29 protein-coding genes are annotated in these 24,650 nt (G+C 63.4%); 17 read left to right on the plus strand and 12 right to left on the minus strand.

The window, feature by feature from the left end:
• Positions 1–1,552, minus strand: a 1,552-nt coding sequence (mnmD, locus tag IV091_RS05335) for a tRNA (5-methylaminomethyl-2-thiouridine)(34)-methyltransferase MnmD (protein WP_293466094.1), incomplete at its 3' end; no start/stop codon positions are given.
• A gap of 24 nt (positions 1,553–1,576) precedes the next feature.
• Positions 1,577–1,849 carry an oxidative damage protection protein gene (locus IV091_RS05340; protein ID WP_293466096.1) on the minus strand — a complete coding sequence of 91 codons (273 nt, stop codon included), beginning with the start codon at positions 1,847–1,849 and terminating at the stop codon, positions 1,577–1,579.
• Between the two features lie 158 nt (positions 1,850–2,007).
• On the opposite strand from IV091_RS05340, the gene IV091_RS05345 reads away from it, so the two are divergent.
• The 3 genes from IV091_RS05345 to IV091_RS05355 all read left to right on the plus strand — a co-directional run bounded on the left by IV091_RS05345 (position 2,008) and on the right by IV091_RS05355 (position 4,313).
• Positions 2,008–3,036: a sulfate ABC transporter substrate-binding protein gene (locus IV091_RS05345; RefSeq protein WP_293466098.1), complete on the plus strand. Its 1,029-nt coding sequence runs from the start codon at positions 2,008–2,010 to the stop codon at positions 3,034–3,036.
• A gap of 492 nt (positions 3,037–3,528) precedes the next feature.
• A complete protein-coding gene (locus tag IV091_RS05350) occupies positions 3,529–3,771 on the plus strand; it encodes a hypothetical protein (RefSeq protein WP_293466100.1) in 243 nt (80 codons plus the stop codon).
• Between the two features lie 206 nt (positions 3,772–3,977).
• On the plus strand, positions 3,978–4,313 hold the full coding sequence (locus IV091_RS05355) for a DUF6172 family protein (protein WP_293466102.1): 336 nt from the start codon (positions 3,978–3,980) through the stop codon (positions 4,311–4,313).
• Between the two features lie 10 nt (positions 4,314–4,323).
• Here the strand turns inward: IV091_RS05355 and IV091_RS05360 are convergent, their stop codons facing one another.
• Positions 4,324–5,601 carry a DEAD/DEAH box helicase gene (locus IV091_RS05360; RefSeq protein ID WP_293466105.1) on the minus strand — a complete coding sequence of 426 codons (1,278 nt, stop codon included), beginning with the start codon at positions 5,599–5,601 and terminating at the stop codon, positions 4,324–4,326.
• A gap of 176 nt (positions 5,602–5,777) precedes the next feature.
• Here IV091_RS05360 and IV091_RS05365 point away from each other — a divergent pair, with 176 nt between their 5' ends.
• The 4 genes from IV091_RS05365 to IV091_RS05380 all read left to right on the plus strand — a co-directional run bounded on the left by IV091_RS05365 (position 5,778) and on the right by IV091_RS05380 (position 9,260).
• A complete protein-coding gene (locus tag IV091_RS05365; RefSeq protein WP_293466108.1) occupies positions 5,778–6,113 on the plus strand; it encodes a hypothetical protein in 336 nt (111 codons plus the stop codon).
• Between the two features lie 3 nt (positions 6,114–6,116).
• A complete protein-coding gene (trxC, locus tag IV091_RS05370) occupies positions 6,117–6,560 on the plus strand; it encodes a thioredoxin TrxC (RefSeq protein ID WP_293466111.1) in 444 nt (147 codons plus the stop codon).
• A gap of 349 nt (positions 6,561–6,909) precedes the next feature.
• The gene (locus IV091_RS05375; RefSeq protein ID WP_293466170.1) at positions 6,910–8,385 is read left to right on the plus strand and encodes a SulP family inorganic anion transporter; all 1,476 of its coding nucleotides are present in this window, start codon (positions 6,910–6,912) and stop codon (positions 8,383–8,385) included.
• Positions 8,386–8,402: 17 nt separating this feature from the next.
• Positions 8,403–9,260, plus strand: coding sequence for a universal stress protein (locus IV091_RS05380; RefSeq protein ID WP_293466114.1), 858 nt, complete (start codon positions 8,403–8,405; stop codon positions 9,258–9,260).
• A 31-nt stretch (positions 9,261–9,291) separates the two neighbouring features.
• Here IV091_RS05380 and IV091_RS05385 read toward each other — a convergent pair whose 3' ends face one another.
• Positions 9,292–10,251, minus strand: a complete 960-nt coding sequence (locus tag IV091_RS05385) for a cation diffusion facilitator family transporter (RefSeq protein ID WP_293466117.1) — start codon at positions 10,249–10,251, stop codon at positions 9,292–9,294.
• 209 nt (positions 10,252–10,460) lie between these two features.
• Here IV091_RS05385 and IV091_RS05390 point away from each other — a divergent pair, with 209 nt between their 5' ends.
• Genes IV091_RS05390 through IV091_RS05410 form a run of 5 tightly spaced genes read left to right on the plus strand, consistent with a single transcriptional unit; the run spans position 10,461 to position 14,208 of the window.
• Complete coding sequence (locus IV091_RS05390; protein WP_293466120.1) at positions 10,461–10,871, plus strand: DUF1924 domain-containing protein; 411 nt, start codon at positions 10,461–10,463, stop codon at positions 10,869–10,871.
• A 38-nt stretch (positions 10,872–10,909) separates the two neighbouring features.
• Positions 10,910–11,392 (plus strand): diheme cytochrome c, encoded by a 483-nt coding sequence (locus IV091_RS05395; RefSeq protein WP_293466123.1) that lies wholly within the window; start codon positions 10,910–10,912, stop codon positions 11,390–11,392.
• 7 nt (positions 11,393–11,399) lie between these two features.
• Positions 11,400–12,164, plus strand: coding sequence for a cytochrome b/b6 domain-containing protein (locus tag IV091_RS05400; protein ID WP_293466125.1), 765 nt, complete (start codon positions 11,400–11,402; stop codon positions 12,162–12,164).
• Between the two features lie 14 nt (positions 12,165–12,178).
• Entirely contained in the window at positions 12,179–12,850 is a 672-nt protein-coding gene (locus IV091_RS05405; RefSeq protein WP_293466127.1) for a response regulator transcription factor, read from the plus strand.
• Complete coding sequence (locus IV091_RS05410) at positions 12,847–14,208, plus strand: ATP-binding protein (RefSeq protein ID WP_293466130.1); 1,362 nt, start codon at positions 12,847–12,849, stop codon at positions 14,206–14,208. The genes IV091_RS05405 and IV091_RS05410 overlap by 4 nt, the downstream gene beginning before the upstream one ends.
• A 66-nt stretch (positions 14,209–14,274) precedes the next feature.
• On the opposite strand, the gene IV091_RS05415 is transcribed toward IV091_RS05410, so the two are convergent.
• The 3 genes from IV091_RS05415 to IV091_RS05425 are packed head-to-tail and all read right to left on the minus strand — an operon-like array spanning position 14,275 to position 17,163.
• Positions 14,275–14,781 carry a CBS domain-containing protein gene (locus tag IV091_RS05415; protein WP_293466133.1) on the minus strand — a complete coding sequence of 169 codons (507 nt, stop codon included), beginning with the start codon at positions 14,779–14,781 and terminating at the stop codon, positions 14,275–14,277.
• A 24-nt stretch (positions 14,782–14,805) separates the two neighbouring features.
• On the minus strand, positions 14,806–16,599 hold the full coding sequence (gene polX, locus IV091_RS05420; RefSeq protein ID WP_293466136.1) for a DNA polymerase/3'-5' exonuclease PolX: 1,794 nt from the start codon (positions 16,597–16,599) through the stop codon (positions 14,806–14,808).
• Between the two features lie 36 nt (positions 16,600–16,635).
• Positions 16,636–17,163, minus strand: a complete 528-nt coding sequence (locus IV091_RS05425; protein ID WP_293466139.1) for a flavodoxin — start codon at positions 17,161–17,163, stop codon at positions 16,636–16,638.
• A 157-nt stretch (positions 17,164–17,320) separates the two neighbouring features.
• Between IV091_RS05425 and IV091_RS05430 the strand changes: the two genes are divergently transcribed.
• Together IV091_RS05430 and IV091_RS05435 are read left to right on the plus strand one after the other, a co-directional pair.
• The gene (locus IV091_RS05430) at positions 17,321–18,898 is read left to right on the plus strand and encodes a bifunctional aminoglycoside phosphotransferase/ATP-binding protein (RefSeq protein ID WP_293466142.1); all 1,578 of its coding nucleotides are present in this window, start codon (positions 17,321–17,323) and stop codon (positions 18,896–18,898) included.
• A gap of 93 nt (positions 18,899–18,991) precedes the next feature.
• Positions 18,992–19,372, plus strand: coding sequence for a TraR/DksA family transcriptional regulator (locus tag IV091_RS05435; RefSeq protein ID WP_293466145.1), 381 nt, complete (start codon positions 18,992–18,994; stop codon positions 19,370–19,372).
• Between the two features lie 47 nt (positions 19,373–19,419).
• Here the strand turns inward: IV091_RS05435 and IV091_RS05440 are convergent, their stop codons facing one another.
• Entirely contained in the window at positions 19,420–20,073 is a 654-nt protein-coding gene (locus IV091_RS05440) for a BON domain-containing protein (RefSeq protein ID WP_293466148.1), read from the minus strand.
• A 315-nt stretch (positions 20,074–20,388) separates the two neighbouring features.
• Here IV091_RS05440 and IV091_RS05445 point away from each other — a divergent pair, with 315 nt between their 5' ends.
• The 3 genes from IV091_RS05445 to IV091_RS05455 all read left to right on the plus strand — a co-directional run bounded on the left by IV091_RS05445 (position 20,389) and on the right by IV091_RS05455 (position 21,986).
• Positions 20,389–20,907, plus strand: coding sequence for a Spy/CpxP family protein refolding chaperone (locus tag IV091_RS05445; protein ID WP_293466151.1), 519 nt, complete (start codon positions 20,389–20,391; stop codon positions 20,905–20,907).
• An 81-nt stretch (positions 20,908–20,988) separates the two neighbouring features.
• Positions 20,989–21,180, plus strand: a complete 192-nt coding sequence (locus tag IV091_RS05450) for an SHOCT domain-containing protein (protein ID WP_293466154.1) — start codon at positions 20,989–20,991, stop codon at positions 21,178–21,180.
• Between the two features lie 38 nt (positions 21,181–21,218).
• Positions 21,219–21,986, plus strand: coding sequence for a heparan-alpha-glucosaminide N-acetyltransferase (locus IV091_RS05455; RefSeq protein WP_293466157.1), 768 nt, complete (start codon positions 21,219–21,221; stop codon positions 21,984–21,986).
• Between the two features lie 98 nt (positions 21,987–22,084).
• Here the strand turns inward: IV091_RS05455 and IV091_RS05460 are convergent, their stop codons facing one another.
• From IV091_RS05460 to msrB, 4 genes are all read right to left on the minus strand, one after another.
• Positions 22,085–22,870: a peptidylprolyl isomerase gene (locus IV091_RS05460; RefSeq protein WP_293466160.1), complete on the minus strand. Its 786-nt coding sequence runs from the start codon at positions 22,868–22,870 to the stop codon at positions 22,085–22,087.
• A 102-nt stretch (positions 22,871–22,972) separates the two neighbouring features.
• Entirely contained in the window at positions 22,973–23,248 is a 276-nt protein-coding gene (locus IV091_RS05465) for a BolA family protein (protein WP_293466162.1), read from the minus strand.
• Complete coding sequence (locus tag IV091_RS05470) at positions 23,245–23,871, minus strand: septation protein A (protein WP_293466164.1); 627 nt, start codon at positions 23,869–23,871, stop codon at positions 23,245–23,247. Before IV091_RS05470 ends, IV091_RS05465 begins: the two co-directional genes overlap by 4 nt.
• A gap of 204 nt (positions 23,872–24,075) precedes the next feature.
• The gene (msrB, locus tag IV091_RS05475; RefSeq protein ID WP_293466167.1) at positions 24,076–24,486 is read right to left on the minus strand and encodes a peptide-methionine (R)-S-oxide reductase MsrB; all 411 of its coding nucleotides are present in this window, start codon (positions 24,484–24,486) and stop codon (positions 24,076–24,078) included.
• Positions 24,487–24,650 lie beyond the last annotated feature (164 nt).

The following is a 24,650-nucleotide window of genomic DNA, read 5'->3' on the forward strand; positions in this document are numbered from 1 at the left end:
CGAACGTGGAGCCCGTGACCCAGGCCAAGCCGTCTGCGTTGTCCAGCGGCAAGGCCGGCACCAGGCTGCCATGGCCATTGACGGGGAAAGGCGGCATGGCCTCCAGGGTGCCTGGCGTGTGCTGGCCCCACGACGCCTGACCACGAATCGCCTGCAGGGCCAACTGGGGCGAATCTTCGCCGCCCGCTGATGCTGATAATGCCCGGCTGCCATAGCCCGCTGCCAGCACCACGAGGTCCGCGCGGGCCAGTTCTTGCCCTGCTGCGTCAAGCACCTGCCAGCCATCGCCTTGACGCACCAGTTGGTGCGCTGTGGCTTGGCCGTGCCACGTCACGCCCGGGGTGGCCAGCCAGGCCTGGACCAGCGCCGCCGGTTTGATCCAGCCGGCCGGCGCATGCCACAGCGCTGGCGCATCGGGTGGCAAGCCGGCCTGCGCCAGTTGTTCGGGGCTGGCCGGGCGTGTCCAGTCCTGCGCGGCGTGTGCCAAGGTGTTTTGCCATGCGGCGGGCAGCTTGCGGGGGTGCGCCACGCAGTGCTCCAGCACGCCGGTGGGCGACCAGTCGCGGCCGGTTTGCAACAGGTTGTGTGCCTGCTGCAGCGTGGCCCGCACGCCGCTGCGCGACAGGCGTGAGAGCAGGCTGTCGTCCGGTGACACATGGGGCGCCAGCACGCCGGCCGGCAAGCCCGACGCGCCGGCCGCTGGCGCTACGCCCGCATCCAGCACCCGCACCAGCCAGCCACGGCGCGCCAGACTGGCGGCGACGGCTGCACCGGCGATTCCGGCGCCAATCACGACGCAGCTGGAGGCGGGCAGTCGTGCAACGGCAGGCTGGATTTTTCTGGGCGTCCAGGCGGGGTCGAAACAGCCCTGCAGGTTGTCGCGTTTGGGCGGCGTGCCCGGCGTTTTTTGCACCATAAAGCCGCATTGCGCCAGCGCATCGCGCACGCTGCGCGCCACGGTCCAGGTGGCCACGCGCGCGCCGCGGCGGCAGCAGCGCGCCACTGCCTTGAAGGTATGAACATCCCAGATGTCCGGGTTGCGCTCCGGGCTGAAGCCGTCGAGGTAGACCGAGTCAGCTTCAAACGTTTGCTCGCGCAGGATCGCTTTGGCGTCGCCAATGCACAGCGTCAGCAGCACCTGCCCGCCTTCAAAGACGAGGCGGTGGATGCCGGGCAGCAGGCCCCAAAGCTGGCGCTGCAGTTCCTGTGCCAACGGCAGCAGCTCCGGGTGCGTCTGCGCACTGCGCAGTACGTCCCCGGCGCTGGCTGGAAAGGCCTCGGTGGAGACAAAGTGCAGCAGGCGGGGGCGCAGCGGGTCGCTTTTCCACGCGGCCCAGGTCACCAGAAAGTTCAGTCCCAGGCCAAAGCCGGTTTCCAGTACGCACCACTGCGGCTGGCGCGCCCACGCATTGGGCAGGCCGCAGCCTTTCAGAAAAACCTCGCGCGCCTGGCTCAGCCCGCCCAACTCACTGCGGTAGCGGTCGCCAAAGCGCGGGCTGTAAGGACTGCCGCCCGGGGTGCCGTCTTCCAGCCATTCAATCTGCTCGGGCATCCGGCGGCGTTTTGGGGTGGGGGCTTACGCGCTGGGGGGAACGTAGCCTTGCACCGCGTCGGCGCCGTCGCCAAAGAAATGTTTTTCCATCTGGCGCGCCAGGTACTGGCGTGACCGGGCGTCGGCCAGGTTCAGGCGGTTTTCATTGACCAGCATGGTTTGCTGCTTCATCCAGTCGGCCCAGGCTTCCTTGCTGACTTCTTCCCAGATGCGCTTGCCCAGGGGCCCTGGATACGGGGGGAAGTCCAGGCCTTCCGCTTCCTTGCCGAGCTTGATGCATTTGACGAGACGTGCCATGAGAGATTCTTTCGTGAGAAATAGGGGGATTGTAGATATAGATGATTTTGGTATAAAGAACTGAATTTTTATTCGTTCCTGTTTTGAAGCGTTGCTTCCAGAATCCAGCTTCTTCTTTAAATCGCATGCAAATGCAACTGAATCTGGAAATAAGACTTATGACCGCACGACGCTATTTTATGAACGTTTCCACCCGCCTGGCATTAGCCGTTGCATTGGCAGGGTCGGCCGGGCTTGCCTTGGCCCAAAAGCCACCCGTCACCTTGCTCAATGTGTCCTATGACCCGACCCGTGAACTCTATGTGGACTACAACGCCGCCTTTGCCAAATACTGGAAAGCCAGGGCCGGCCAGGACGTGACCATCAAGCAGTCGCACGGCGGCTCGGGCAAGCAGGCGCGCTCGGTGATTGACGGCATCGACGCCGATGTGGTCACCCTGGCGCTGGCCGGCGATGTGGATGCGCTGGTCAAGAACGGCGGCCTGATTCCCAGGGACTGGCAAAAACGCCTGGCGCACAACTCGGCCCCCTACACCTCGACCATCGTGTTCCTGGTGCGCAAGGGTAACCCCAAGGGCATCAAGGACTGGGACGACCTCATCAAGCCCGGCGTCGGCGTCATCACGCCCAACCCCAAAACCTCTGGCGGGGCACGCTGGAACTACCTGGCCGCTTGGGAATTCGCTAAACGCAAGTTCGGCAGCGAGGCCAAAGCCAAGGAGTTTGTCGCGAGCCTGTACAAGAACGTGCCGGTGCTGGACACCGGCGCGCGCGGCTCGACCATCACGTTCGTGCAGCGCAACGTGGGCGACGTGCTGCTGGCCTGGGAAAACGAAGCATTTTTGGCGCTGAAAGAGTTTGGCGCCGAGAAGTTCGAGGTGGTCGTGCCGTCCATCAGCATCCTGGCCGAGCCGAGCGTGACCGTGGTGGACAAGAACATCGACAAAAAGGGCACCCGTGCCGTGGCGACCGCCTACCTGGAGTACCTGTATTCCGATGAAGGCCAGGACATTGCCGGGCGCAACTACTACCGCCCGACCGGCGAAAAGGCCAAGGCCAAATACGCCAGCCAGTTCCCCAGGCTGCTGCTCTTCACGATTGACCAGGGTTTTGGCGGCTGGTCCAAGGCCGACAAGGACCATTTTGCCGATGGCGCGTCGTTTGACCAGATTTACACGCATAAGTAAGCCGGCTTTTGACCTCTGCTGGCGGGTCTGCCGCGCCAGGTCAGCGGCTTGCTTCAACAAAGATAAGCGCCGGGCGCTCGCAAAATTCCTTTTAAAATCCAGGGAAATTTTTTCCCTGAGTTTTTTGCGTTAAAATCCGTCTTTAACCCACGTCAATCAAGCGCCTTTAGCTATTATAAATATAGCGACTAACGTACCCCAAGCAACGCTATAGCGGGCTTGGCCTATTTTGGCAGGCGGTTTTCATCTTGATTTGCGATCTATACGGAGCTTGTATTTGGGGAAACAGGCGCCAAATTATTCCGATAAACGATAGCAGTTCACCAGCGCATCACACCAGTTTGACGTCCGCACAGGCGCTGGCCGGCTTGAACCAAAACGCAGAGCGCTGGTGCGCGGACTTTTTCAATTTACCGCTGGATGTCCCGTTCGCCCCTGCAGCGGGCAGGCCCCCGAGCATTCAACAACCCTCATTTAAGGAATATCCAAATTATGGCAAGAGCTGATGCAAAAACCGCCGTCCTCGCTGACGGCCTGCGTTACAAGTCCAAAGTGTCGGGTTCCCCGTTCGCCGCCACCACCTCTTTCGGCGCTGCCACCATGTCGTGCTTCATGTGCGGCAAGCACCGCGCCCGCTCCATGATGGGCACGCGAAAAGTGCTGGGCAAGTCGCAGGCCGTGTGCGCACCGTCTTGCAAGGCGCTGGATGAGGCGCTGGCCAACGCCGCCACCTGATCTGCTCCCGCTCCCGGCCTGGTTGGCCGCAAGTGCGCAATGAAAATCCTTGATGGCCCGGCACTCGTCCGGGCCATTCTTATTGGGCGAGTCGCGATCGGCAGGCCCGATAATCGAGCGCTTGCAAATCACCGCCGCTGGCTGTGATCTCGCACCACCACCGTGTGCCTGCCCACTGGCCGCCCCACATCACCCAAGGACATCCCATGAGAAAAACGTACCAGTTGAACATTGAAGGCAAAAACCGCGACCGCTTGCTGGAAGCCGCCAAACACGACATCCGCAAGTACGTCAAGCGCGAACGCGCCCGGGCCTTGCCGGAAGGCGTTGATTTCTGGGATTTTGACTGCAAGTTCGGCAACAGCGAAGCCGACGCTGCGGTCGTTCACTTTGCCACGATCACCGACCTGATCGACGTGGTGGCCAAGGACGGCGGCGAGCAGTTTTATGTCGAGGTGGTGACCAAGCATGGCCACCGGACCTTCCGGCCACGTGATGAAAATGAAAACGCAGCGGTCGAGAACGACCTCGACAGCGAATAGGCCCTGTTCGTTACCTTTGCTCTTCGTGCGGCGGCTGGCTGCGCGCCGCTGCTTCGCGCAGCTTGTCCTTTTTGCTCGGGCGTTTGCCCTTGATGCCGCCCGTCGACGACGGATCATGTGCGCTGGGGCCGCCGGTTTCAACCGGTTCAAAACCCGCCACCTGCTCGCGCGGCACGCTCAGGCGCTGGCGTTTTTCAATCAACCGGAAGTGCGCATCGGTGTCTGCGGTGACAAAAGTGATGGCCACGCCGCTTTCGCCGGCACGGCCAGTGCGGCCAATGCGGTGCGTGTAGTCCACCGCTGAGCGCGGCAGGTCGTAGTTCACCACGACCGGCAGCTGGGCAATGTCCAGTCCTCGTGCGGCCACGTCGGTGGCCACCACCACCTGCAAAATCTTCAGTTTGAAATCCTGCAACACCTGCTGGCGTTTGCCCTGGCTCAGTTCGCCATGAAAAGGCTCGGCCTCAATGTCGGCCTTGCGCAGCTTGTCCGCCACGATTTCAGCGGCGTGCTTGGTCGCGACAAACACCAGCACGCGGTTCCAGCCTTCGGTTTGCACCAGGTGGCGCAGCAATTGGGTGCGCCGGGGGGCGTCCACTTCAATGGCCCGCTGGGTAATGTCGGGTTCGGTTTGCGCGGCCGCCTGCACTTCAACGCGCAGCGGGTTGTGCAGCATGCTTTTGGCCAGCGCCTCAATGGCGGGCGGAAAAGTGGCTGAAAAGAACAGGTTTTGCCGCTGCGCCGGCAGCAAGGCCAAAATGCGGCCCAGTTCCTCCCCAAAACCCAGGTCGAGCAGGCGGTCGGCCTCGTCGAGCACCAGCGTGGTTACCGATTCAAGGCTCAATGCGTTGTGCGCGATCAGGTCCAGCAGCCGTCCTGGCGTGGCCACCATAATGTCGGCGCCGCCGCGCAGGTTCATCATTTGCGGGTTGATGGACACGCCGCCAAACACCACTGCCACCTTGATGCGCTGCGGCAGGTACTTGGCCAGGCTGACCAGGGACTCGCCCACCTGCACCGCCAGTTCGCGCGTTGGCACCAGCACCAGCCCGCGCACGCGCCGCCCCGATGCGGACGGTGTTTGGGCCAGTTGCTGCAGCATGGGCAGCGCAAATGCAGCCGTTTTACCCGAGCCGGTCTGGGCCGAGGCGAGCACATCGCGCCCCTGCAAGATCGCCGGAATGGCTTGGGCCTGGATCGCTGTCGGAGCGCTGTAGCCTTTTTCGGCAAGGGCTTGCAACAGTGCGGGCAGCAGGGCGGACGAAAAGCCCAGTGATGAAAATGGCATGAGCGAGGGCTTCAAGGAAAAGTGGAGGGCGGCTGGCGGCTGTTGTTGCCGGCATGGGGCGGCGGGGTCAATCGCGTGCGCGGAAAGAGCGCCGCCTGTGCGTTGCAGTCCTAAGCCGCCATTTTAAGCGCTTGTATTTGTCTTGTATTTGGGTGGATGCCCCCCAGTTTCAAAGCATGAACAACGCCAAAGCTTTCCCCAACACCGCAAGCCTGACCGTGACCCACGTGCTGGCCGAGTTGCTTGAACGGCTGGAGCACAGTGCCCAGCCGGTCGGGGCCGAGCAATACCGCTCGGTGGTGCTGCATTTGGTCAATGAACTCCATGAGGTGGAGTCCACTACCGCGTTGCATGCCCTGCTTGACACGCACCCGGCCGCCGCCGAGGTCTACGAAAACGTCAACTACCAGTACGCGGGCCTGTGCCGCTCGCCGCTGGACCCTGGGCTTGCGGCTGAGCAGCAAGCCCGCCAAGCCATCGCCCGCGCGATGCGCCAGCCCCTGCAAGGATAAATAATGCCCACAACTGACGCCCTGCACATCGTATGTCCGCACTGCCACACTACCAACCGCGTCAAGCGTGCGGACCTGGCCAATGCCCCTGATTGCGGCAGTTGCCACCAGGCGCTGTTCACCGGGCACCCGGCTGAACTGAACGAAGCCGCGTTTGACCGCCATATCGGCCGCAACCAGATCCCGGTGCTGGTTGACTTCTGGGCGCCGTGGTGCGGCCCGTGCAAGCAGATGGCGCCCGCCTATGCGCAGGCCGCGGCGCAGCTGGAGCCTGGCGTTCGCGTGGTCAAGGTCAATACCGAAGAAGCCCAGGCCTTGGGCGCGCGGTTCAACATTCGCAGCATCCCGACGCTGGCCTTGTTTGTCAATGGCCGCGAAGTGGCGCGCCAGCCCGGCGCCATGGGCGCTGCGGATATCCTGCGCTGGACCCGCTCGCATCTGGCCTGAAGAATTCACTGGATAGTTCTCTGTCCGGCTTTTGAAGCATCAAGGCGCAAGCGTTGGCTTAGCGCTGCCGCCCATCCAACAGGGCGCCGGAGCTTGCTGACTACAATCCGGTCATGCACCAGCCCTGCCGCCCGCAGTCCCTCAACCCGGTCAGTTACCCGGGAAGCGGGTTGGCGCGCGGCTACTTTTTCTCCGTCACGCCGCCATAGCGTGCCGTTTCGGGCGCCACGCGCCCCGACTTTCACCGAGCCGACCAGCCTTTTTTTTTTGGCTGTAGCGCTCATCCCGTTTCCCCATCGAATCACGGTTGCCCGCTCGTGCCTGGCGCCGTCCTTATCCCTTGAAAACAATTTATTCATCCATCCGCCAGGACTGGTTCTCCAACGTCCGGGGCGACTTGCTCGCTGGCCTCGTTGTGGCGCTCGCCCTGATTCCCGAGGCGATTGCCTTTTCCATCATTGCCGGTGTTGACCCCAAGGTTGGCTTGTACGCATCCTTCAGCATTGCCGTGATCATCGCCTTTACCGGCGGGCGGCCCGGCATGATTTCGGCGGCCACTGGTGCCATGGCGCTGGTCATGGTCACCCTGGTCAAGGACCACGGCCTGCAATACCTGCTGGCCGCCACCGTGCTGACTGGCCTGCTGCAAATCGCTGCAGGCTTTCTCAAGCTCGGCGTGTTGATGCGCTTTGTCTCACGCTCGGTTATTACCGGCTTTGTCAATGCGCTGGCCATCCTGATCTTCATGGCGCAACTGCCGGAGCTGACGAATGTGGGCTGGGTGGTCTATGCGATGACGGCCGCCGGCCTGGTCATCATTTACGGCTTTCCGTATATCACCAGGGCGGTGCCTTCGCCGCTCATCACCATCGTCGTGCTGACCGGCGTAGCGATCGCACTCAAGCTGGACATCCGCACCGTGGGCGACATGGGCGCGTTGCCTGACAGCCTGCCGATTTTCCTGCTGCCCGACCTGCCGCTGAACCTGGAAACGCTCAAGATCATCCTGCCGTACTCGGCCACGCTGGCCGTGGTGGGTCTGCTGGAGTCGATGATGACGGCCTCCATCGTCGATGAGCTGACCGACACGCCGAGCAACAAGAACCGCGAATGCGTGGGGCAGGGCGTGGCCAACATCGCTACCGGCTTTATCGGCGGCATGGCCGGTTGCGCCATGATTGGCCAGTCGGTGATCAACGTCAAGTCGGGCGGCCGTGGCCGGCTTTCGACGCTGGTCGTAGGTGTTTTTCTGCTCCTGATGGTGGTGTTTGCGGGCGATTGGGTGGCCCGCATTCCCATGGCCGCGCTGGTGGCGGTGATGATCATGGTCAGCATTGGCACCTTCAGCTGGAGCTCGATTCGAAACCTGCGCGCGCATCCGCCCACCTCGTCCATCGTGATGATCGCGACCGTCATCGTCACCGTGTCCACGCATGACCTGGCCAAGGGCGTCTTTGTCGGCGTGTTGCTGTCGGGCATCTTTTTTGCCCATAAGGTGGGGCGCTTTTTGCGCATTGACCGCAGCAGCGAGGACGATGGCCGGGTGCGCGTTTACAACGTGGTTGGCCAGGTGTTCTTTGCCTCTTCAGAAGCGTTTATCGCTGCGTTTGATTTCAGGGAAGCCGTGCAGCAGGTGCGCATCGACGTGAGCCGCGCACATTTCTGGGACATCACCGCCATCAGCGCGCTCGACACGGTGGTGCTCAAACTCAAGCGCGATGGCACCGAGGTCGAGGTGGTCGGACTCAACGAAGCCAGCACCACGCTGGTGGACCGTTTTGGCGTCCATGACAAGCCCGGCGCTGTCGAACAAGTCCTGCATTGAAAACCAAAGGAAGCATCATGAACAAGGTTTATGCCTGCATTGACGGGTTGGCCAACACGGCCTGCGTGATCGACTGGGCCGCCTGGTCCGCGCTGCGCCTGGATGCGCCGCTGGAACTGCTGCATGTGCTGGAGCGCAGCGCGGCCCCTCCACTCATCACCGACTACAGCGGCGCCATCGGGTTGGGCGCGCAGGAAGCGCTGCTTGTTGAATTGAGCGAACGCGATGCCCAGCGCGGCAAGCTGGCGCAGGAGGCGGGCCGGCAGCTGATGGCCGAGGCCCGGCTACGCGCCGCGGCAGCCGGGGTGCAGCAGCTCGATGTGCGGCTGCGCCATGGTGACTTGCTCGACAGCGTGCTGGAGATGGAGCCAGACGCGCGCCTGTTCGTGCTGGGCGAGCACTACCATGCCAGCGGTGCTTCGAAGATTCACCTGGACCACCATGTCGAGCGCGTGATACGTGCGGTGAAGCGTCCGGTGCTGGTTTCGACCGGTGCGCCGTTCGAGGTGCCCACGCGGTTCGTCATCGCCTTTGACGGCAGCCCGACCGGACGCAAAACCATCGACACGGTAGCGCGCAGTTCGATGCTCAAGGGCCTGCCGGCGGTGGTGGCCATGGCCGGCGAGGAAAGCGCGCAGGCGCGTCAGCAGCTGGAAGAGGCGCGGCTGGCGCTGGCGGCGGCCGGTTTCGAGGCTTCAGTGGAACTTCTGCCCGGCGAGCCGGAAGACGTGCTGCCGGCGTTCGTCAAGGCGCAGGGCGCTTCGCTGCTGGTGATGGGCGCTTATGGCCACTCGCGCATCCGCCAGCTGATAGTCGGCAGCACGACGACCACGCTGCTGCGGCTTAGCGAGGTGCCGGTACTGATCTTGCGGTAAAACGGGGGCGCCTGGTTGGCGTCTGCCGGGCTCAGGCCGGGGGTGGCGCGACCGGCGCGGCATGGTCCAGATCGGGCCTGTGCCAGGGGTCCACATGGGTCATGAGGTTGAGCACGCGGTGCCGCTGCAGCACGCGTTGACGGGCCTCCACGGCGATGTCATGGCCGGCCTCCACCGTGATGTTGGCGTCCACCTCAAGGTGCGCATCCACCACAATCATGTCGCCCATCTTGCGCGTGCGCACGTCGTGCACGTCGCTGACGCCCGGCGTGTCCATCAGCGTGCGTCGAATCGCCTCGACTTCTTCGTCGTTGGCCGAGCGGTCCATCAGGTCGTGCAGCGCGTCCCAGCCAAATTCCCAGCCCATTTTTGCCACCATGAAGCCCACGATGAGCGCCGCGATCGGGTCCAGGATCGGGTAGCCCGCCAGGTTGCCGATGATGCCCAGGCCCACCACCAGCGAGGACGCCGCGTCCGATCGGGCATGCCAGGCATTGGCCACCAGCATGCTCGACTTCACGCGTTTGGCCACCGTCAGCATGTAGCGAAACAGCAATTCCTTGGCGACCAGGGCCACGCCCACCACCCAAAGCGCAGCGATATGGACTTTCTCGACGCTGTCGGGCGATTGCAGCTTTAAAACGGCCGACCACAGCATGCCGACGCCAACCACCAGCAGCAGCACGCCCAGCACCAGCGAGGCGGCATTTTCAAAGCGCTGGTGGCCATAGGGGTGGCCTTCATCCGCATCTTTTTTGCTGTGGTGGCTGGCAAACAGCACCACAAAGTCAGCCACCAGGTCGGACAGCGAATGGATGCCGTCGGCAATCAGGCCTTGCGATTTGGACAGGATGCCGGCGCTGATCTGGGCAATGGTCAGGACGATGTTGACGACCACGCTGACCCAGGTGCTGCGGGATGCGGCCGCCGCGCGTTCCGCCAGGCTGTGTTGGGTGTCTTCGGGGTCATCGGCGAGGGCATTGAAATTCATGGGTGGTTCTGGAAATTGGACGGGGTGATGCGTGCGCCTGAGCGCCAGCCTGAATTATCGGTCTGTCGCTGATGGACGGGCGCACCTTGGCTGCATCCTGGCTGTAGCGGGCCAAGGCCATCTGCGTTCGGGCCATCTGGCTTAAGAAATTGCTAAGGACCCGGCCGCATCATCAAGGCAACAACATAACAACACAAACGGGCCACATCATGAAACTCTCGCTTACCCGCCAAACCCTGCTCGCTGCTGCAGTGCTGGCTGGCGCCTTGCTATTGCCTGCCGCCCACGCGGCAACGCCCGCGGAAATGCTCGCGGGCTACACCGCCCAGGCTGGCGCACCCGCCGTACCAGCGCGCGGGCAGCAACTGTTTACCACCCGCCATGGCGGTGAATGGAGCTGCGCATCATGTCATGGCGCGGTGCCTACCCGCGCCGAAAAGCACGCATCCACCGGCAAGTCAATTGCCCCTTTGGCACCGGGCTTTGGCCCCGAGCGCTTTACCGACGTGGCCAAGACCGAAAAGTGGTTTCGCCGCAATTGCAAGGACGTGATGAAGCGCGAATGCTCGGCGGCCGAGAAGGCCGATGTGCTGAGCTGGCTGATGACGCTCAAGCCGTGAGCATCCGAAATTCATTCACGTCATCAGAGGAGTCAGACATGTCATTTCAACGTCATTTCAGTGTGCCTCAGGTCTTGTTCGGCTTGCTGGCCGCCTTGGGCATCAGCCACACGGCCCAAGCCGATGGTGACAAGCGCATGGTGCCCTTGCTGCCCAAATACCAGCAGGAATGCGCCGCCTGCCATGTGGCCTACCCACCGGGCATGCTGCCAGGCGGCTCCTGGAAGCGGCTGATGGCCAACCTGCCGCAACACTTCGGCACCGACGCGTCGCTGGACCCGGCAGCGGTCAAGGAACTGGGAAACTGGCTGAATGCCAACGCCGGCACCTACAAGCGCGTGCGCGAAGAGCCGCAGCAAGACCGTATCACCCGCTCGGCGTGGTTTATTCGCAAGCATGACGAAGTCAGCGCCGCGACCTGGAAGCTGCCTGCGGTCAAGAGCGCCGCCAACTGCGCGGCCTGCCACACCCGTGCCGACAAAGGCGACTTCAACGAAGACAACGTTCGCATACCCAAGTGAGAAAGCCATGACGACCCCTACTTTTCCGTCCCCTGAAACATCGGCCGGGCCAACTGGCGCGCAAATCCAGGCGCTGCGGCCCGCGAGCCGGCGCATTGTGGACGCCACCACGCGCATGCTGCACTGGCTGATGGCGCTGAGCTTTACCGGCGCTTATTTCACCGCCGACGGCGAACGCTGGCGGGTGGTGCACGTCACGCTGGGCTATACCCTGGCCGGGCTGCTGGTAGCCCGGGTGTTGTGGGGTTTGTTCGGGCCGCGCCATGCGCGGCTGTCGGTGCTGCAGCGTAAATTGCAGGGTTTGCCGGCCTGGCTGAAGTCGCTGCCGAACATCAAGTCGCTGACCACGCTGCAGCCTGCCTGGCGCCAGGGCCAGAACCTGCTGATGGCCCTGGCGGTGGCGCTGATTTTTGGGCTGGTCATTCCGCTGACGCTCAGCGGCTACGCGGTATGGGACGAGTGGGGCGGTGAATGGCTTGAAGAGGTGCATGAATTTTTTGGCAACACGATGCTCGCCCTGGTGCTGGCGCATATCGGGCTGATTGTCTTTTTGAGCCTGCTGCGCCGCAAAAACCAGGCCCTGCCGATGCTGACCGGCCGCGTCGCGGGCAACGGTCCCGACCTGGCCAAGCGCAACCACGGCATTCTTGCGGTGCTGGTGCTGGCCTGTGTGCTGGCGTTCTGGACCTGGCAGTGGCGCGAAGCACCGCAAGGCGCGGCGGCCTCTGACGCGGTCGCGGCCGATAATGACCGCAACATCGACGGCCACTGAGAAAACCTTTACCCATGCGCATCCTGCTTGCCGAAGACGACGCCCTTTTGGGGGACGGCCTGCGCGCCGGGCTTCGGCAGCTCGGGTTTCTGGTCGATTGGGTGCGCGACGGCGAGGCGGCAGAGCGTGAATTACGGGCGCAGCCCTACGAAGCGGCCGTGCTTGACCTCGGCTTGCCCCGCAAGGACGGGCTTGAGGTGCTGGCGGCCATTCGCCGCGCGGGTATTGCAACGCCGGTGCTGGTCCTGACCGCGCGTGACGCCATACCCGACCGCATACGCGGGCTGGATGCGGGTGCCGACGACTATGTGCTCAAGCCGGTAGACCTGCATGAACTGGCGGCACGCTTGCGGGCGCTGGTTCGCCGCGCGCACGGCCAGCCGCAAGAATGCCTGAGTGCGCAGGACGTGGTGCTGGACCCGGCGGCCCGCTCGGTGCGCCAGGGCGGTGAGACTGTCACGCTGTCTACCCGGGAGTTTGATCTGCTGCAGGCCTTCATGCTCAACGCCAACCGCGTGCTGTCGCGCGAGCAGCTTGAGCAGCAACTCTACAGCTGGGGCCAGGAGGTGGACAGTAACGCCATAGAGGTGCACATCCACAATTTGCGCCGCAAGCTGGGCACGGCATTGATCCACACGGTGCGCGGCGTTGGCTACATGCTGGTGCGTGACACGCCTAAACCATGATCAGGTCCCGTTCGCTGCAAGGGCGGCTGCTGGTGATGGTGCTCGGCGTGGTGGTGAGCGTCTGGCTGGCCACGGCGGTGATGACCTGGTTTGACGTGAGCCATGAACTGGATGAACTGCTGGACGGCCACCTCGCGCAAGCGGCCGCGCTGCTGGTGGTCCAACAGGCGCAGGAAATTGAAGCGGACGATGGCGACGTCATCGATGCGCCCAACCTGCACCGTTATGCGCCCAAGGTGGCGTTCCAGGTTTTTCACGAAGGCCGGCTGGCGCTGCGCTCGGCCAATGCGCCGATTGAACCGATGAGCGAGGCGGACCAGCGCTTCACGAGCGGTTTCAGGACGGTGCAGATCAAGCGCGAGGCATGGCGCGTTTTTGCCGCCTACGGCGCAGAGCGCGACGTGCAGGTGTATGTGGGCGAGCAAACGCGTTCCCGGAAATCCATTTTGTGGGCCGTGCTGCGCAGCACCCTGTGGCCGATGGCCATGGCGCTGCCCCTTCTGGCGGTGGCGCTGTGGTGGGCCGTGTACCACGGCGTGGCGCCGATTCGCCAGTTGGGGCATGAACTTGCTGCGCGCCAGGCCTTGTCGCTGAACCCGCTCAGGCTGGACGATGCGCCCTTGGAAATGGTCCCCATGGTGGATGCGCTGAACGGTCTGTTCCAGCGTATCGGCACGCTGATGGCGTCTGAGCGCCGCTTCACGGCCGATGCCGCGCATGAATTGCGCACGCCCATTGCCGCCATACGCATGCAGGCGCAGGTGGCGCTGGGCGAGGCCGACGATGCCCGGCGACAACATGCGCTGCTGGCCACACTGGATGGTTGCGACCGCGCCACGCGGCTGGTGGAGCAGTTGCTGACGCTGTCCCGGCTGGAGGCCTCCGCGTTGCCCGCGATGGCTGCGGTAGACCTCAGTGCATTGGCCCGGCAGGTCGTGGCCGACCTGGCACCGAAGGCGGTCGGAAAAAAACAAACCCTGGAGTTCGAGGCCACCGAGCCCTGCCGCATTCCCGGCAACGAAACACTGCTGGGCGTGCTGGTGCGCAATCTGGTGGACAACGCGGTGCGCTACAGCCCGCCTTTGGCGCGCATCAAGGTGGCCGTTGAACAGCAACAAGGGCAGGTGGCATTGACCGTGCAAGACAGCGGGCCGGGCCTGGCCGAGGCCGAGCGCCAGCGGCTTGGCGAGCGTTTTTTCAGGGCGATGGGCAGCCTTGAAAGCGGCAGCGGCCTGGGCTGGTCCATCGTGCGGCGCATTGCAGCGGTGCACCAGATGGATGTGCAGGTGATGCCTTCAGCGGAACTGGGCGGCCTGGCCGTTCGCGTGAGTGCGCAGGCGGACAGCGCCGCCACATGATGTGTCGTCTGGTCTGGCCTGGCCTGCCCGGCACCAAACCGCAACGTTTTATTCGCCCCGCTGCGATTACAACGCTTGCCTGATATCGCCGGGAATGAGCGGCACTCCTTCAATGTCGATGGCTGGCAGCCAGCCCCGCATTTCACGCTCGCGCGCCTTGCGCAGCGACTGCGCCAGGCGCGCCATGTCACCGGCCCAGACATCAATCAGATCGTCAATGGACACAATGCCGAGCAGCTCCTGCGCTGGCCCGGTCACCAGCAGGCGGCGTACGCCTTCGCCTTCCATGGCGGCGATGGCGTCCGACAGCGTGGCGTCGTAGGCGACGGCCACCAGCCGGCCGCTGATCAGCGTGCCCACGCTCACGCTGGCGCCGTCGCGGCCGCGCGCCAGCACCTCAATCGCAAGGTCCCGATCCGTCACGACGCCCAGCGCGGCGAGGCCTTCGGGGCCGGCGCCGGTCACCACGAGTGCGCCTACATGCTCATCGCGCATGCGCTGGGCGGCCTGATGCAGGCTCATGTCCTGGTCAATGGTGACGGCCTCACGCTTGCAGAGGGATCCGATGTTCATATGCTTCTCCTTGGGTTGGTTGTTTCACTGAATTCCCGGGGTTCCGAGCGCTTGTTGAGCGCCCGCCGCGTGCCCGGACATGGGCGCCCCGCGGCTCATGGTGCGGTCCAGCAGCGGCCTTAGCGCCTTCAGCGTGCGGGTGTTGAGCACGTCGCGCGCCTCCAGCCAGCCGCGCCTTGCCTGGCCGACGCCAAAGCTGAGGTTGTCGAGTTCCAGCGTGCTGTGCGCATCGGAGGCAATGCTGACCAGCACCCCTTCGTCCCTGGCCATGCGGCAGGCCAGATCAGTCAGGTCAAGCCGGGCCGGGTGGGCGTTGAGCTCCAGGAAGCAGCCACGCTCGCGGGCTTTGCGAATCACGCGCGGCAGGTCGATGTCGCAGGCGGGGCGTTCGTCAATCAGCCTCCCCGTGGGGTGGGCCAGGATGGTGAAACAGGGGTGGTCCATGGCGCGCAGGAGCCGCTCTGTCTGCCGGTCGCGGGGCAGGTCCAGACGTTGGTGTACGGCACCGACGACCAGGTCCAGCCGCTGCAGCAGGGCATGGGGTAGCGCCAGCGAGCCGTCCTCCATAATTTCGACTTCCACGCCTTTGAGCAGCACCATGCCGCTGAGACTGGCGTTGAGCGCGTCAATGCGGTCGATCTGGCGTGCGAGCCGATCGGCGTCCAGGCCGTGAACCACAGCCAGACGCTGCGAGTGGTCGGTGATGGCCAGGTACTGCAGGCCGTGTGCCCGGGCGGCCTCGGCCATTGCCTCCAGGCTGCCCCGGCCGTCGCTGTCCCGGGTATGCGCATGCAGGTCGCCGCGCAGGTCGGGTAATTGCACCAGCGCGGGCAGGCGGTGCGCCCGCGCGGCATCGATTTCGCCGCGCTCCTCGCGTAACTCGGGCGCGATGAACGGAAGGCCCAGGGCCTGGTAAACCGATGCTTCCGTGTCGCCCGCAATGCGCTCGTCGCCCCGGTAGACGCCGTACTCGTTCAGCTTCAAGCCGGCGTCCTGGGCCAGTTTTCGCAATGCGATGTTGTGGGCTTTCGAGCCAGTGAAGTAAAGCCACGCAGATCCGAAGCTGGCCGGCGCCACGGCGCGCAGGTCAACCTGCAACCCGTTTTTGAGCACCACGCTGGCCCGGGTGACGCCCCTGGAGAGCACCTGGCCCACGTCGGGGCTGCTTGTGAAGCGCTCCATCACGGGGCTGCCGCGCCGCGTCGTCACCAGCAAGTCCAGGTCGCCCACGGTTTCGCGCTGGCGCCGCAGGCTGCCAGCGGCCACCGCCTGCTGCACACCCGGCACCGCCGCCAGTTCCGCCAGCAGTGCCTGGGCCACCTGGGCCGCCATGATCAGCTTGAAGCGGTGGCCTTCCTGACGGCGCGCAGCTGTGGCCTGCAAGATGCGCTGCTCGGTCTTGGGTCCGAATCCATGCACTGCGCGCACCTGGCCCTGCACGGCAGCGTGGTGCAGCTGCTCCATCGTCTGGATGCCCAGTTCCTCATGTAGCGCACGCACCCGCTGGGGGCCAAGGCCTGGAATCCTGAGCAGTTCCGTGATGGCCGGCGGCAGTTCCTTGCGCAGGCGTTCCAGCTGCGCACAGGTGCCGGTGGTGACGACTTCCCTGATTTTTCCGGCCAGGTCCGGGCCTATGCCCGGGAGCTTGTCAAGGTCCTCGCCCTGGTCCAGCAGTGTTTTAACGCTTCGGCCCAGTTCACTCAGCATGCGTGCCGCGTTGCGGTAGGCTCGCACGCGAAAGACATTGGCGCCCTGTACCTCCAGCAGATCCGCGATTTCGTTGAAGACGGCGGCAACGTCCGCGTTGACGATGGGCATGAGCGGCCTGGCCTTGTCGAGAGGTGCGCCTGCGCGCTAAACCGCTTGCGGCGACCAGATGGCCGGGCGTACCACGGCAGGCGATTCTTCGGCCTTTTGCACGGCATTGCCAAAGGCCTGCAGCCAGCCGGCGCAGCTGCCGTCCTGAACTTCGCGCGAGGTGAACGCGGTGCTCAGCAGCGGAGCGCGGCCCAGCAATTGCCCGATTTCCGCAACGGCGTTCGGTGCACCGCTGTTGCCCATCACCGACACCACGGCGACATCGGGCAGCTCGTCGCGCATCTGGGCCACAAAACTGCGCATGGGGCCCGCCAGGCGATAGGCCCAGATGGGCGACACCAGTACCACCGCATCGAACTGCGCAGGGGGCGGGCCGTCATAGCGGATGGGCGGGCGTCGGTGCAGCCAGGCGTCGAGCAGGCAGCGCGCCATGCCGCGCAGTCCGCTGCGCGGACGGCTGTCGCTGATTTCGGCCATGGGCCAGCCTTGCTGGCTGCACAGCAACTGCGCCAACTGGCGGCAATTGCCTGTATAGGAGTAAGTCACCACCAGAACCTCGCTCATTTTTCTGCCTCCATTGGGGTTTTAACGATTCACTTTAGGGGCTGCCATCCCCGTCCTGTTGCGCTGGATCAAGTGGCCTCACGGTTGGGCGCTGATTGGCAATGACGGTGACAAGGCAAGCCCCCAATGCGAGGCCAGGCGGGCTTAGACTGCAGCCATGGACCCCACTATTGCTTCCCCGGAACCGCAAACGTTCACCTTGGTTGACGCGTTGCGCGATCGCCTGCGGGCCGATACCGGGCAGCCGGTGGAACTCCAGGAAACGCATATTTCCTGGGTGTTGCTCACCGACCGCCTGGCCTACAAGCTGAAAAAACCGCTTCGGCTGCCTTTTGTGGACTTCAGCACGCTGGCGCTGCGCAAGCATTTCTGCGAGGAGGAGGTGCGCCTCAACCGGCGCCTGGCCCCGTCGCTTTACCAGGGCGTGGTGACTGTGCGCGGCACGGTGCAGGCACCGTACATAGGGGCAGTTGGCGGTCCCGGGGACGCGGATACGCCCATTGATTACGCCGTTTGCATGCAGCGCTTCGCGCCTGGCGCGCTGCTGAGTGAACAGCTGGCGGCAGGCACGCTGCTGCCAGTGCACCTTGAACGCCTGGCCCGGCGCCTGGCCGACTTTCATCGGGACGCTTCAGCGGCCCCGCCCGCGACCCCGGACGACGCCGCGCAGCAGGCCGTTCAGCCGGTTCTTGACGTGCTGGCGCAACTGCAAACCGGCGGCGATTCCCCTTTCTTCAAGGAGGTGAGCGCCTGGGTCCATGCGCAAATGCCTGTTCTGCAAAAGGCCTGGTCAGCGCGGCGCCAGTCGGATTCGGTGCGCGAGTGCCATGGAGATCTGCACCTGGCCAACGCCGTTCTGATCAATGACGAGGTCACCGCCTTTGACTGCCTTGAATTCGATCCTGCCTTGCGCTGGATCGACGTGATGAGCGACGTCGCTTTTTTGACCATGGACCTGAAGGCACACGGCCGCAGCGATCTGGCCTATGGCTTCCTGGATGCTTATCTGCAGCGCAGCGGCGACTACGCGGGCGTGCAGGTGCTGCGGTTTTACGAGGTGTATCGGGCTCTGGTGCGGGCGCTGGTGGCACAAGTTCGTGGCCAGGTGACGGGAATCGTGTCGCCACCCGCCAGTCCCGACTACCTGGCCTGCGCACGGCAACTGGCGCTGACCGCAGGCGGCCCGGCGCGCCTGCTGATTACCCACGGCCTGTCCGGCTCGGGCAAATCCACGGTAGCGGGGCGATTGCTGACGGTGGCAGGCGCCATCCGCTTGCGCTCGGACGTGGAGCGCAAGCGCCTGTTTGGGCTCGATGCGCTGCAGCGTTCGGCCGGGCTTGATCTGGACATTTACACGCCAGAGGCGAATCGACTCACTTTTGATCGTCTGAGGGCCTGCGCACGCACCGCCTTGCTGGCCGGCTATCCGGTCATCGTCGATGCCGCCTTTTTAAGACGTGCCGAGCGCCGTGCATTTCAGGCGCTGGCCGCCGAGCTGGGCGTGCCCTTTACGCTGTTGCATTGCCACGCCAGCCAGGCGCAGTTGCGACAGCGCCTGTCCGCCCGTCAGCGGAGTGGCAACGATGCCTCCGAGGCAGATGTGAAGGTGCTCGATCACCAGGTGGCCGGCCAGGAGCCGCTGGATGACGATGAGCGCGCCATGGTGCTGGACCTTGTCACCGACGACGCAGTGGATATCGCCGCGCTGCGGGCGCGCTGGCTTTTGCAGGTGTGACGCCGGCCTGCCCGCGTTGGCCTGCAGCCGCTAACGCCAAGGTATTGACGCAGATCAAGCTGTTGCCCGTGCGAAAAGAACATCCTTGCAGGCATGAACACCTCTACTGAAAACTCCTTCACGCCCTTGCGCGTCTGGTTGCTCGCGCGCGAGGCCGAACTGGTGGCCGAAATCGGCGCGGCGCGGGAAGCCGACATCGAAGCGGCAACTGCTTCCGGCGTTGCGGCCACGGACGTCAACGATCTGGAAGACCAGGCGAGCAAGCGCGAGCGCACGACGCTGCAAGATGCCGAGGTGCGGCGTGACCGCGCGGAACTTTCCGATGTCCGTGCCGCGCTGGCCCGGTGGAGCAATGGAACTTTCGGCACCTGCATTGATTGCGGCCAGTCCATCGATTTCCAGCGCCTGTCCGCCACGCCGTCGGCGGCGCGCTGTATTGCGTGCCAGACGCTGTTCGAGTCGTCGCGGCCCTGACCTGGCCGCTCCCGCCGCCGGTTATCCGGCTGGCAGGAGCGCCGTGCTCAAAGTTCAACAGTCATTTTGTTTTCCACGCTCGCAACGCCAGGCGCTGCCCAGGCCGCACCCTGGATGGCCCTGTATTCTGCCCACGAATGCACCTTGCCATGCAATGAGACGCGGGAGCCGTCGACCTTGATTTCCAGCTTTTTGGCTTCCCGTTCTGCTTGTCGCACCAGCGCATCGGTGATGTTTCTTTCAATATCGGCAGGCTCGATCTTGGGTTTGACCTTGACCAGATTGGTGACGCCCACGACCCCGTAGAGATCGCGTACCGCGCGTTCGGCGGCCTTGCGCTGGTAGTCCCATTCCACTTCCCCGTTCAGGGTGATCCAGCCGCTCTCCACCTTTGGCTGTATGCAGTTGTCCGGCACCACGACGTTCCAGTCGAGCGCGCGCTGCACCGCCGCCGCAATGTCGGAGTCGCTCCGTTTGAACGACGGGGCGAGCCGCACCTCGATTTCGACCGCCAGCGCCTTCACGCCACTGACCCGGCGCACGGCCCGCTCGGCGGCATACTTCTCCGCAAAGTTCGTGAGGTGGCCAGTCAGTGTCACCACGCCATCCTTGACGATCACGCCGACGTCGGTGGCGTTAACGGCCGGGTCCCACGCCAACTCGGCAAGGACGTCTTTCTGGAGTTGAGCATCTGTTTTCATGAGTCTCCCTTTCGTGGAAATGTGGCGGCACGCATCACTTGACGCATTGAAAGCCTCCGACATGGCGGCTTTCAAAATTCCGCAGACTTGACTTTAGAAAGGGCTGAGCCCTGCGGCGTTGCGCTGGATCAAACGCGGGCACCGCACCGCATGGCGTTTGATCCGCACGCCGGTGTCAGCGCTGAAACAGCACGTAAATCACGTTTCATTGCGGGCTACCGGTCGTCTTGACAGCGACTTGCTTGATCCAGGGCAAGGACGGCGTTGATGCCAGGCGTATTTTTCAAGAACCTGATCTACACAAGGGAGATGGCTATGAAAAGCGTATGGATGGCGGCCGCATCGGGTTGCCTGCTTGCAGTGTCTGGTTGTTCCCAGCCTTACGGCATGGGCATGCGGGGCGATGACGCTGGTGCTTGCGGCTACGGCATGGGGCCGGGAATGATGGCCGGTGATCGCCATGGTGATCGTGAGGGTTGTGCCGAGGGCCCCCGGCAAGTGCGTCACGGCATGGGCCCGGGAATGATGGGGGGCTATGGCATGGCCGGCCTTGACCTGACCAGCGAGCAGCGCGCGAAAATTGCTGAAATCCGGACGGAGTTCGGCCGCAAGCAAGAAGCGCTGAGGGCCCAGATGCAGGCCTTGCGCGGGCGCCCGGGTGGCGTCTACCGCGATGGCCCGTTCGACGAGCAGGCCGCGCGCCAGTCCCACGACGCCATAACGGCCCTGCGCCAGCAGATGTTCGAGAATGCGCTGGAGGCGCGCAAGCGTATCGATGGCGTGCTGAGCCCGCAGCAGCGAGAACTGCTTCGCAGCCGCCCGGTCGGCCGGTAAGCACCGCAGGGGCCGGAAATGTGGGATCACATGATGACGTGGGGGTACGGCTGGGGCCGGGATGGGGGCTGGTTTGGGTTCATGCACCTTCTCTGGCTGGCGCTCATTGTCCTGGCGATCGTGGCGCTGGTTCGCTTGAGTTTTGGCCGGGGGGCGCGCGGTTTTCGTGGCCTTGAAGAAGACAGGGCGCTGGCAATTTTGCGTGAGCGCTTCGCACGGGGCGAGATCGACAAGGCCGAGTTTGAGGAACGCAAGCGCGACCTTGGTGCATAGGGCCTTTGTGCCGTTGCCGATGCGTTATCGTTCACGCTGTGAACTTCAAACCCGACACCCCTGCCGCCGCCCGCTTTGACGCGATTGACGCCCTGCGCGGCGTGGCCGTCGTCTGGATGAGCATCTATCACTTCTGCTTTGACCTGAACCACTTCGGGTATCTGAAGCAGAATTTTTATCTCGATCCGTTCTGGACCTGGCAGCGCACGGCGATTGTGAGCCTGTTCCTGTTCACCGCAGGGCTGGGTCAGGCCATCGCTGTTCACCAGGGCCAGAGCTGGCAGCGGTTTTGGCGGCGCTGGGGTCAGGTAGCGGCGTGTGCGGTGCTGGTCACCGCAGGCTCCTACTGGATGTATCCCCAAAGTTTTATCTACTTCGGGGTATTGCACGGCATGGCCGTGATGCTGCTCATCGTGCGGCTGACGGCCGGGTGGGGTGGCTGGCTTTGGGTTCTGGGTGGCGCGGCAATTGCTATGCAATTCATAGCATTTTATGGCCATTCAATATGGGCTGGAGGCGGATTTCTTAATGAGAAGAGCTTTAACTGGCTGGGCCTGATCAGCCGCAAGCCGATCACCGAGGACTACGTTCCGCTGATTCCCTGGCTGGGGGTGATGTGGTGGGGCATGGCGTCAGGGACTTGGGCGCTGCGCCAGCGTCCCCAGTGGTTCAAGCCTGCGCCGGGCGGCGACAGGGGGCCGGCAATTCGTGGCCTGGCCTGGTTGGGGCGCTGGAGTTTGAGCTACTACATGCTGCACCAGCCGGTGCTGATCGGGCTGCTGATGGCTGTGGGCACCCTGGCATAGCGGTTATGGACATGCCCCATAAAAAAGCGCGGACAGGCCGCGCTTTTGATTTGAAAGGCGGCGCCCGGTGAACGCTGCCCGTCGCAAGCGCCAGGCGCTTATTCGATCTTGGCCTTGCTACGCAACTCTTCCTGGAAGGTTGCGAGTTTTTGCTGCTGCATTTGCTGCGCAATTTGAGGCTTGACCTGCTCAAATGCGGGCAACTCTGCCATGCGAACATCGTCCACGCGAATGACGTGGTAGCCAAACTGCGACTTGACTGGCTTGTCGCTCAACTGGCCTTTGTTCAGCTTGAGCAGCGCTTCAGTGAACTCGGGTACATAGCTGGACGGGTTGGCCCAATCGAGGTCGCCGCCCTTGGCGCCTGATCCCGGGTCTTTGGACTGCTTCTTGGCGATGTCTTCAAACTTGCCACCTTTTTTCAGGCTGGCAATAATGGCCACGGCCTCGGCTTCCTTTTCCACCAGGATGTGGCGTGCCTTGTATTCCTTGCCACCGTTGGCCGCGGCGAACTTGTCGTATTCGGCCTTGAGTTCGGCATCAGTGACCGGATTTTTCTTCTGGTAGTCGGCAAACAATTCGCGGATCAAGATCGTCTGGCGTGCCAGTTCCATCTGAGTTTTGAAGTCGTCGCTGGCAGACAGGCCGCGTTTTTCAGCTTCCTGCATGAACACTTCGCGGGCAATGACTTCCTCGCGCAACTGGCCTTCCATGTCGGGTGTGACCGGACGGCCGGATTTTGCGACCTGCTGCGCCAACGCATCCACGCGGGTCTTGGGCACGGCCTTGCCGTTGACGATGGCGATGTTCTGGGCGAAGACGCCTTGCGCGCTCACGGCCATCAAGGCGGCCACGGCCGTGGCGACTAAAAATTGTTTTTTCATGATTTCCTTGTAATTTTTTGTTGAACTGAGTGATCTTTTCCGCTACGGGGCGAACGCGTTTGAGGCAAATCAATGCCCAAGGACTTTCAAGCGAGGGGTGGGTTAAACGATCTCAATGGCCAGTGCGTGCAGGCCCTGGTCAATGAATTTTTGCATTGCATCATACACAAGCCGGTGACAGGCCACGCGGCTCTTGCCGGCAAACGCCGGGCTGGCAATGCGCACGCGAAAGTGCGAGCCAAAGCCCTCGGCATTGGCGCCCGAGTGGCCGGCGTGGGCCGCACTTTCGTCCAGCACTTGCAGGTGCGTCGGATGCAGCGTGGCCGTGAGCTGCTGCTCGATCTCATGCACCCGAACGGGCAGGGGTGCCGCGCTCATGATGTGGTGTCCGTTTTGATGTGCTTGTTCAGGAACGCGGCCTGCACGAGCACAAAAACCAGCATCAGGCCCAAACCGCCAAACAGCTTGAAGTTGACCCAGGTGCTGGTGGAAAAGTTAAAGGCCACCCAGAGGTTGAGAAAGCCCATCAGCGTGAAAAACGCAATCCAGCTGAAATTGACGGTGCGCCAGACCGCATCGGGCAGCGCCATTTGCGCGCCCATCAGCGACTTGATGCCATTTTTCCTGAGCACCAGCTGACCGAACAACAAGGCGCCGCCCATGACCCAGTACAGCACGGTGGGCTTCCACTTGATGAAGTTTTCGCTGTGAAAGTAAATGGTGGCGCCACCCAGCGCGGTGACCAGCCCGAGGCTGACCCAGAGCATGGTGTCGACCTTGCGTCCGCGCGCCTTGAGCCACAGGATCTGCAGCAGTGTGGCAACGATCACCACCACCGTGGCCAGCAGCACCGGTGCTTCTGCAGGCCCCACCACGCCGCCCGACACCATGAAGCCTAGCCACTCCGTGGCGGTGTTGGCGGCCCAGTCCTTGTTGCCTTCAGCGTACTTGAACATGCCGAAGAACAGGGCAATCGGCAGGAAATCGAACAAAATTTTCATGGCGTGATTATGGCGGAGCGGTTTTGGTCAAAAAAATGAGGCCTGGCCAGCATCGGTGGCAGCGCCGAACGTGAAGCGACAAGCATGTGGGCTGGGCGATGGCGTCCTGTTTCAACAGGGGCCGCGGAACCGGCTTCGCCGGGCCGCAGGCGCAGCGGCCCCCTCGGGGGGCAGCGAACCACACGCAGTGGGGAGCGTGGGGGCTCACACCTTCTTGAACTCCAGTGATGCGGAGTTCATGCAGTAACGCAGGCCGGTGTCCGTGGGGCCATCCGGAAACACATGGCCCAGGTGGGCGCCGCAGCTGGCGCACACGGTTTCGGTGCGCGTCATGCCGTGCGCGCGATCCACATGCTCTTCGATGGCGCCGGGCACCACTTCCCGGGAAAAACTGGGCCAGCCGCAGCCTGCGTCGAACTTGCTGGACGAGTCAAACAGCTCGGCGCCGCAGCAGATGCAGCGGTAGCGGCCTTCTGCCGTGTTGCGGTCGTATTTGCCGGTAAATGGACGCTCGGTGGCGGCGTGGCGGGTAATTTCAAAGGCGCCTGGTTCGGCGCCTTTTTCAGCCAGCAGTGCTTTCCATTCGGCATCGGTTTTCTGGACTTTGGCGGGCATGGTGTTTCTCTTGAAAGGGTTGAATGATTGGAATGATTTAAATGGTGTCAGGACCGCTGCTAGGAACTGCAGCTGATCGCGATGGAAGCGGCCCAGTCGGGCGGGAAACCGGCAAAGTGTTCATGGCCAGGGTGTTCATCAAATGGGGCTTGCAGCAAGCTCAG

The organism is Polaromonas sp., from assembly GCF_018780625.1.
In the GTDB taxonomy this organism is placed as follows: Bacteria; Pseudomonadota; Gammaproteobacteria; order Burkholderiales; family Burkholderiaceae_C; genus Polaromonas.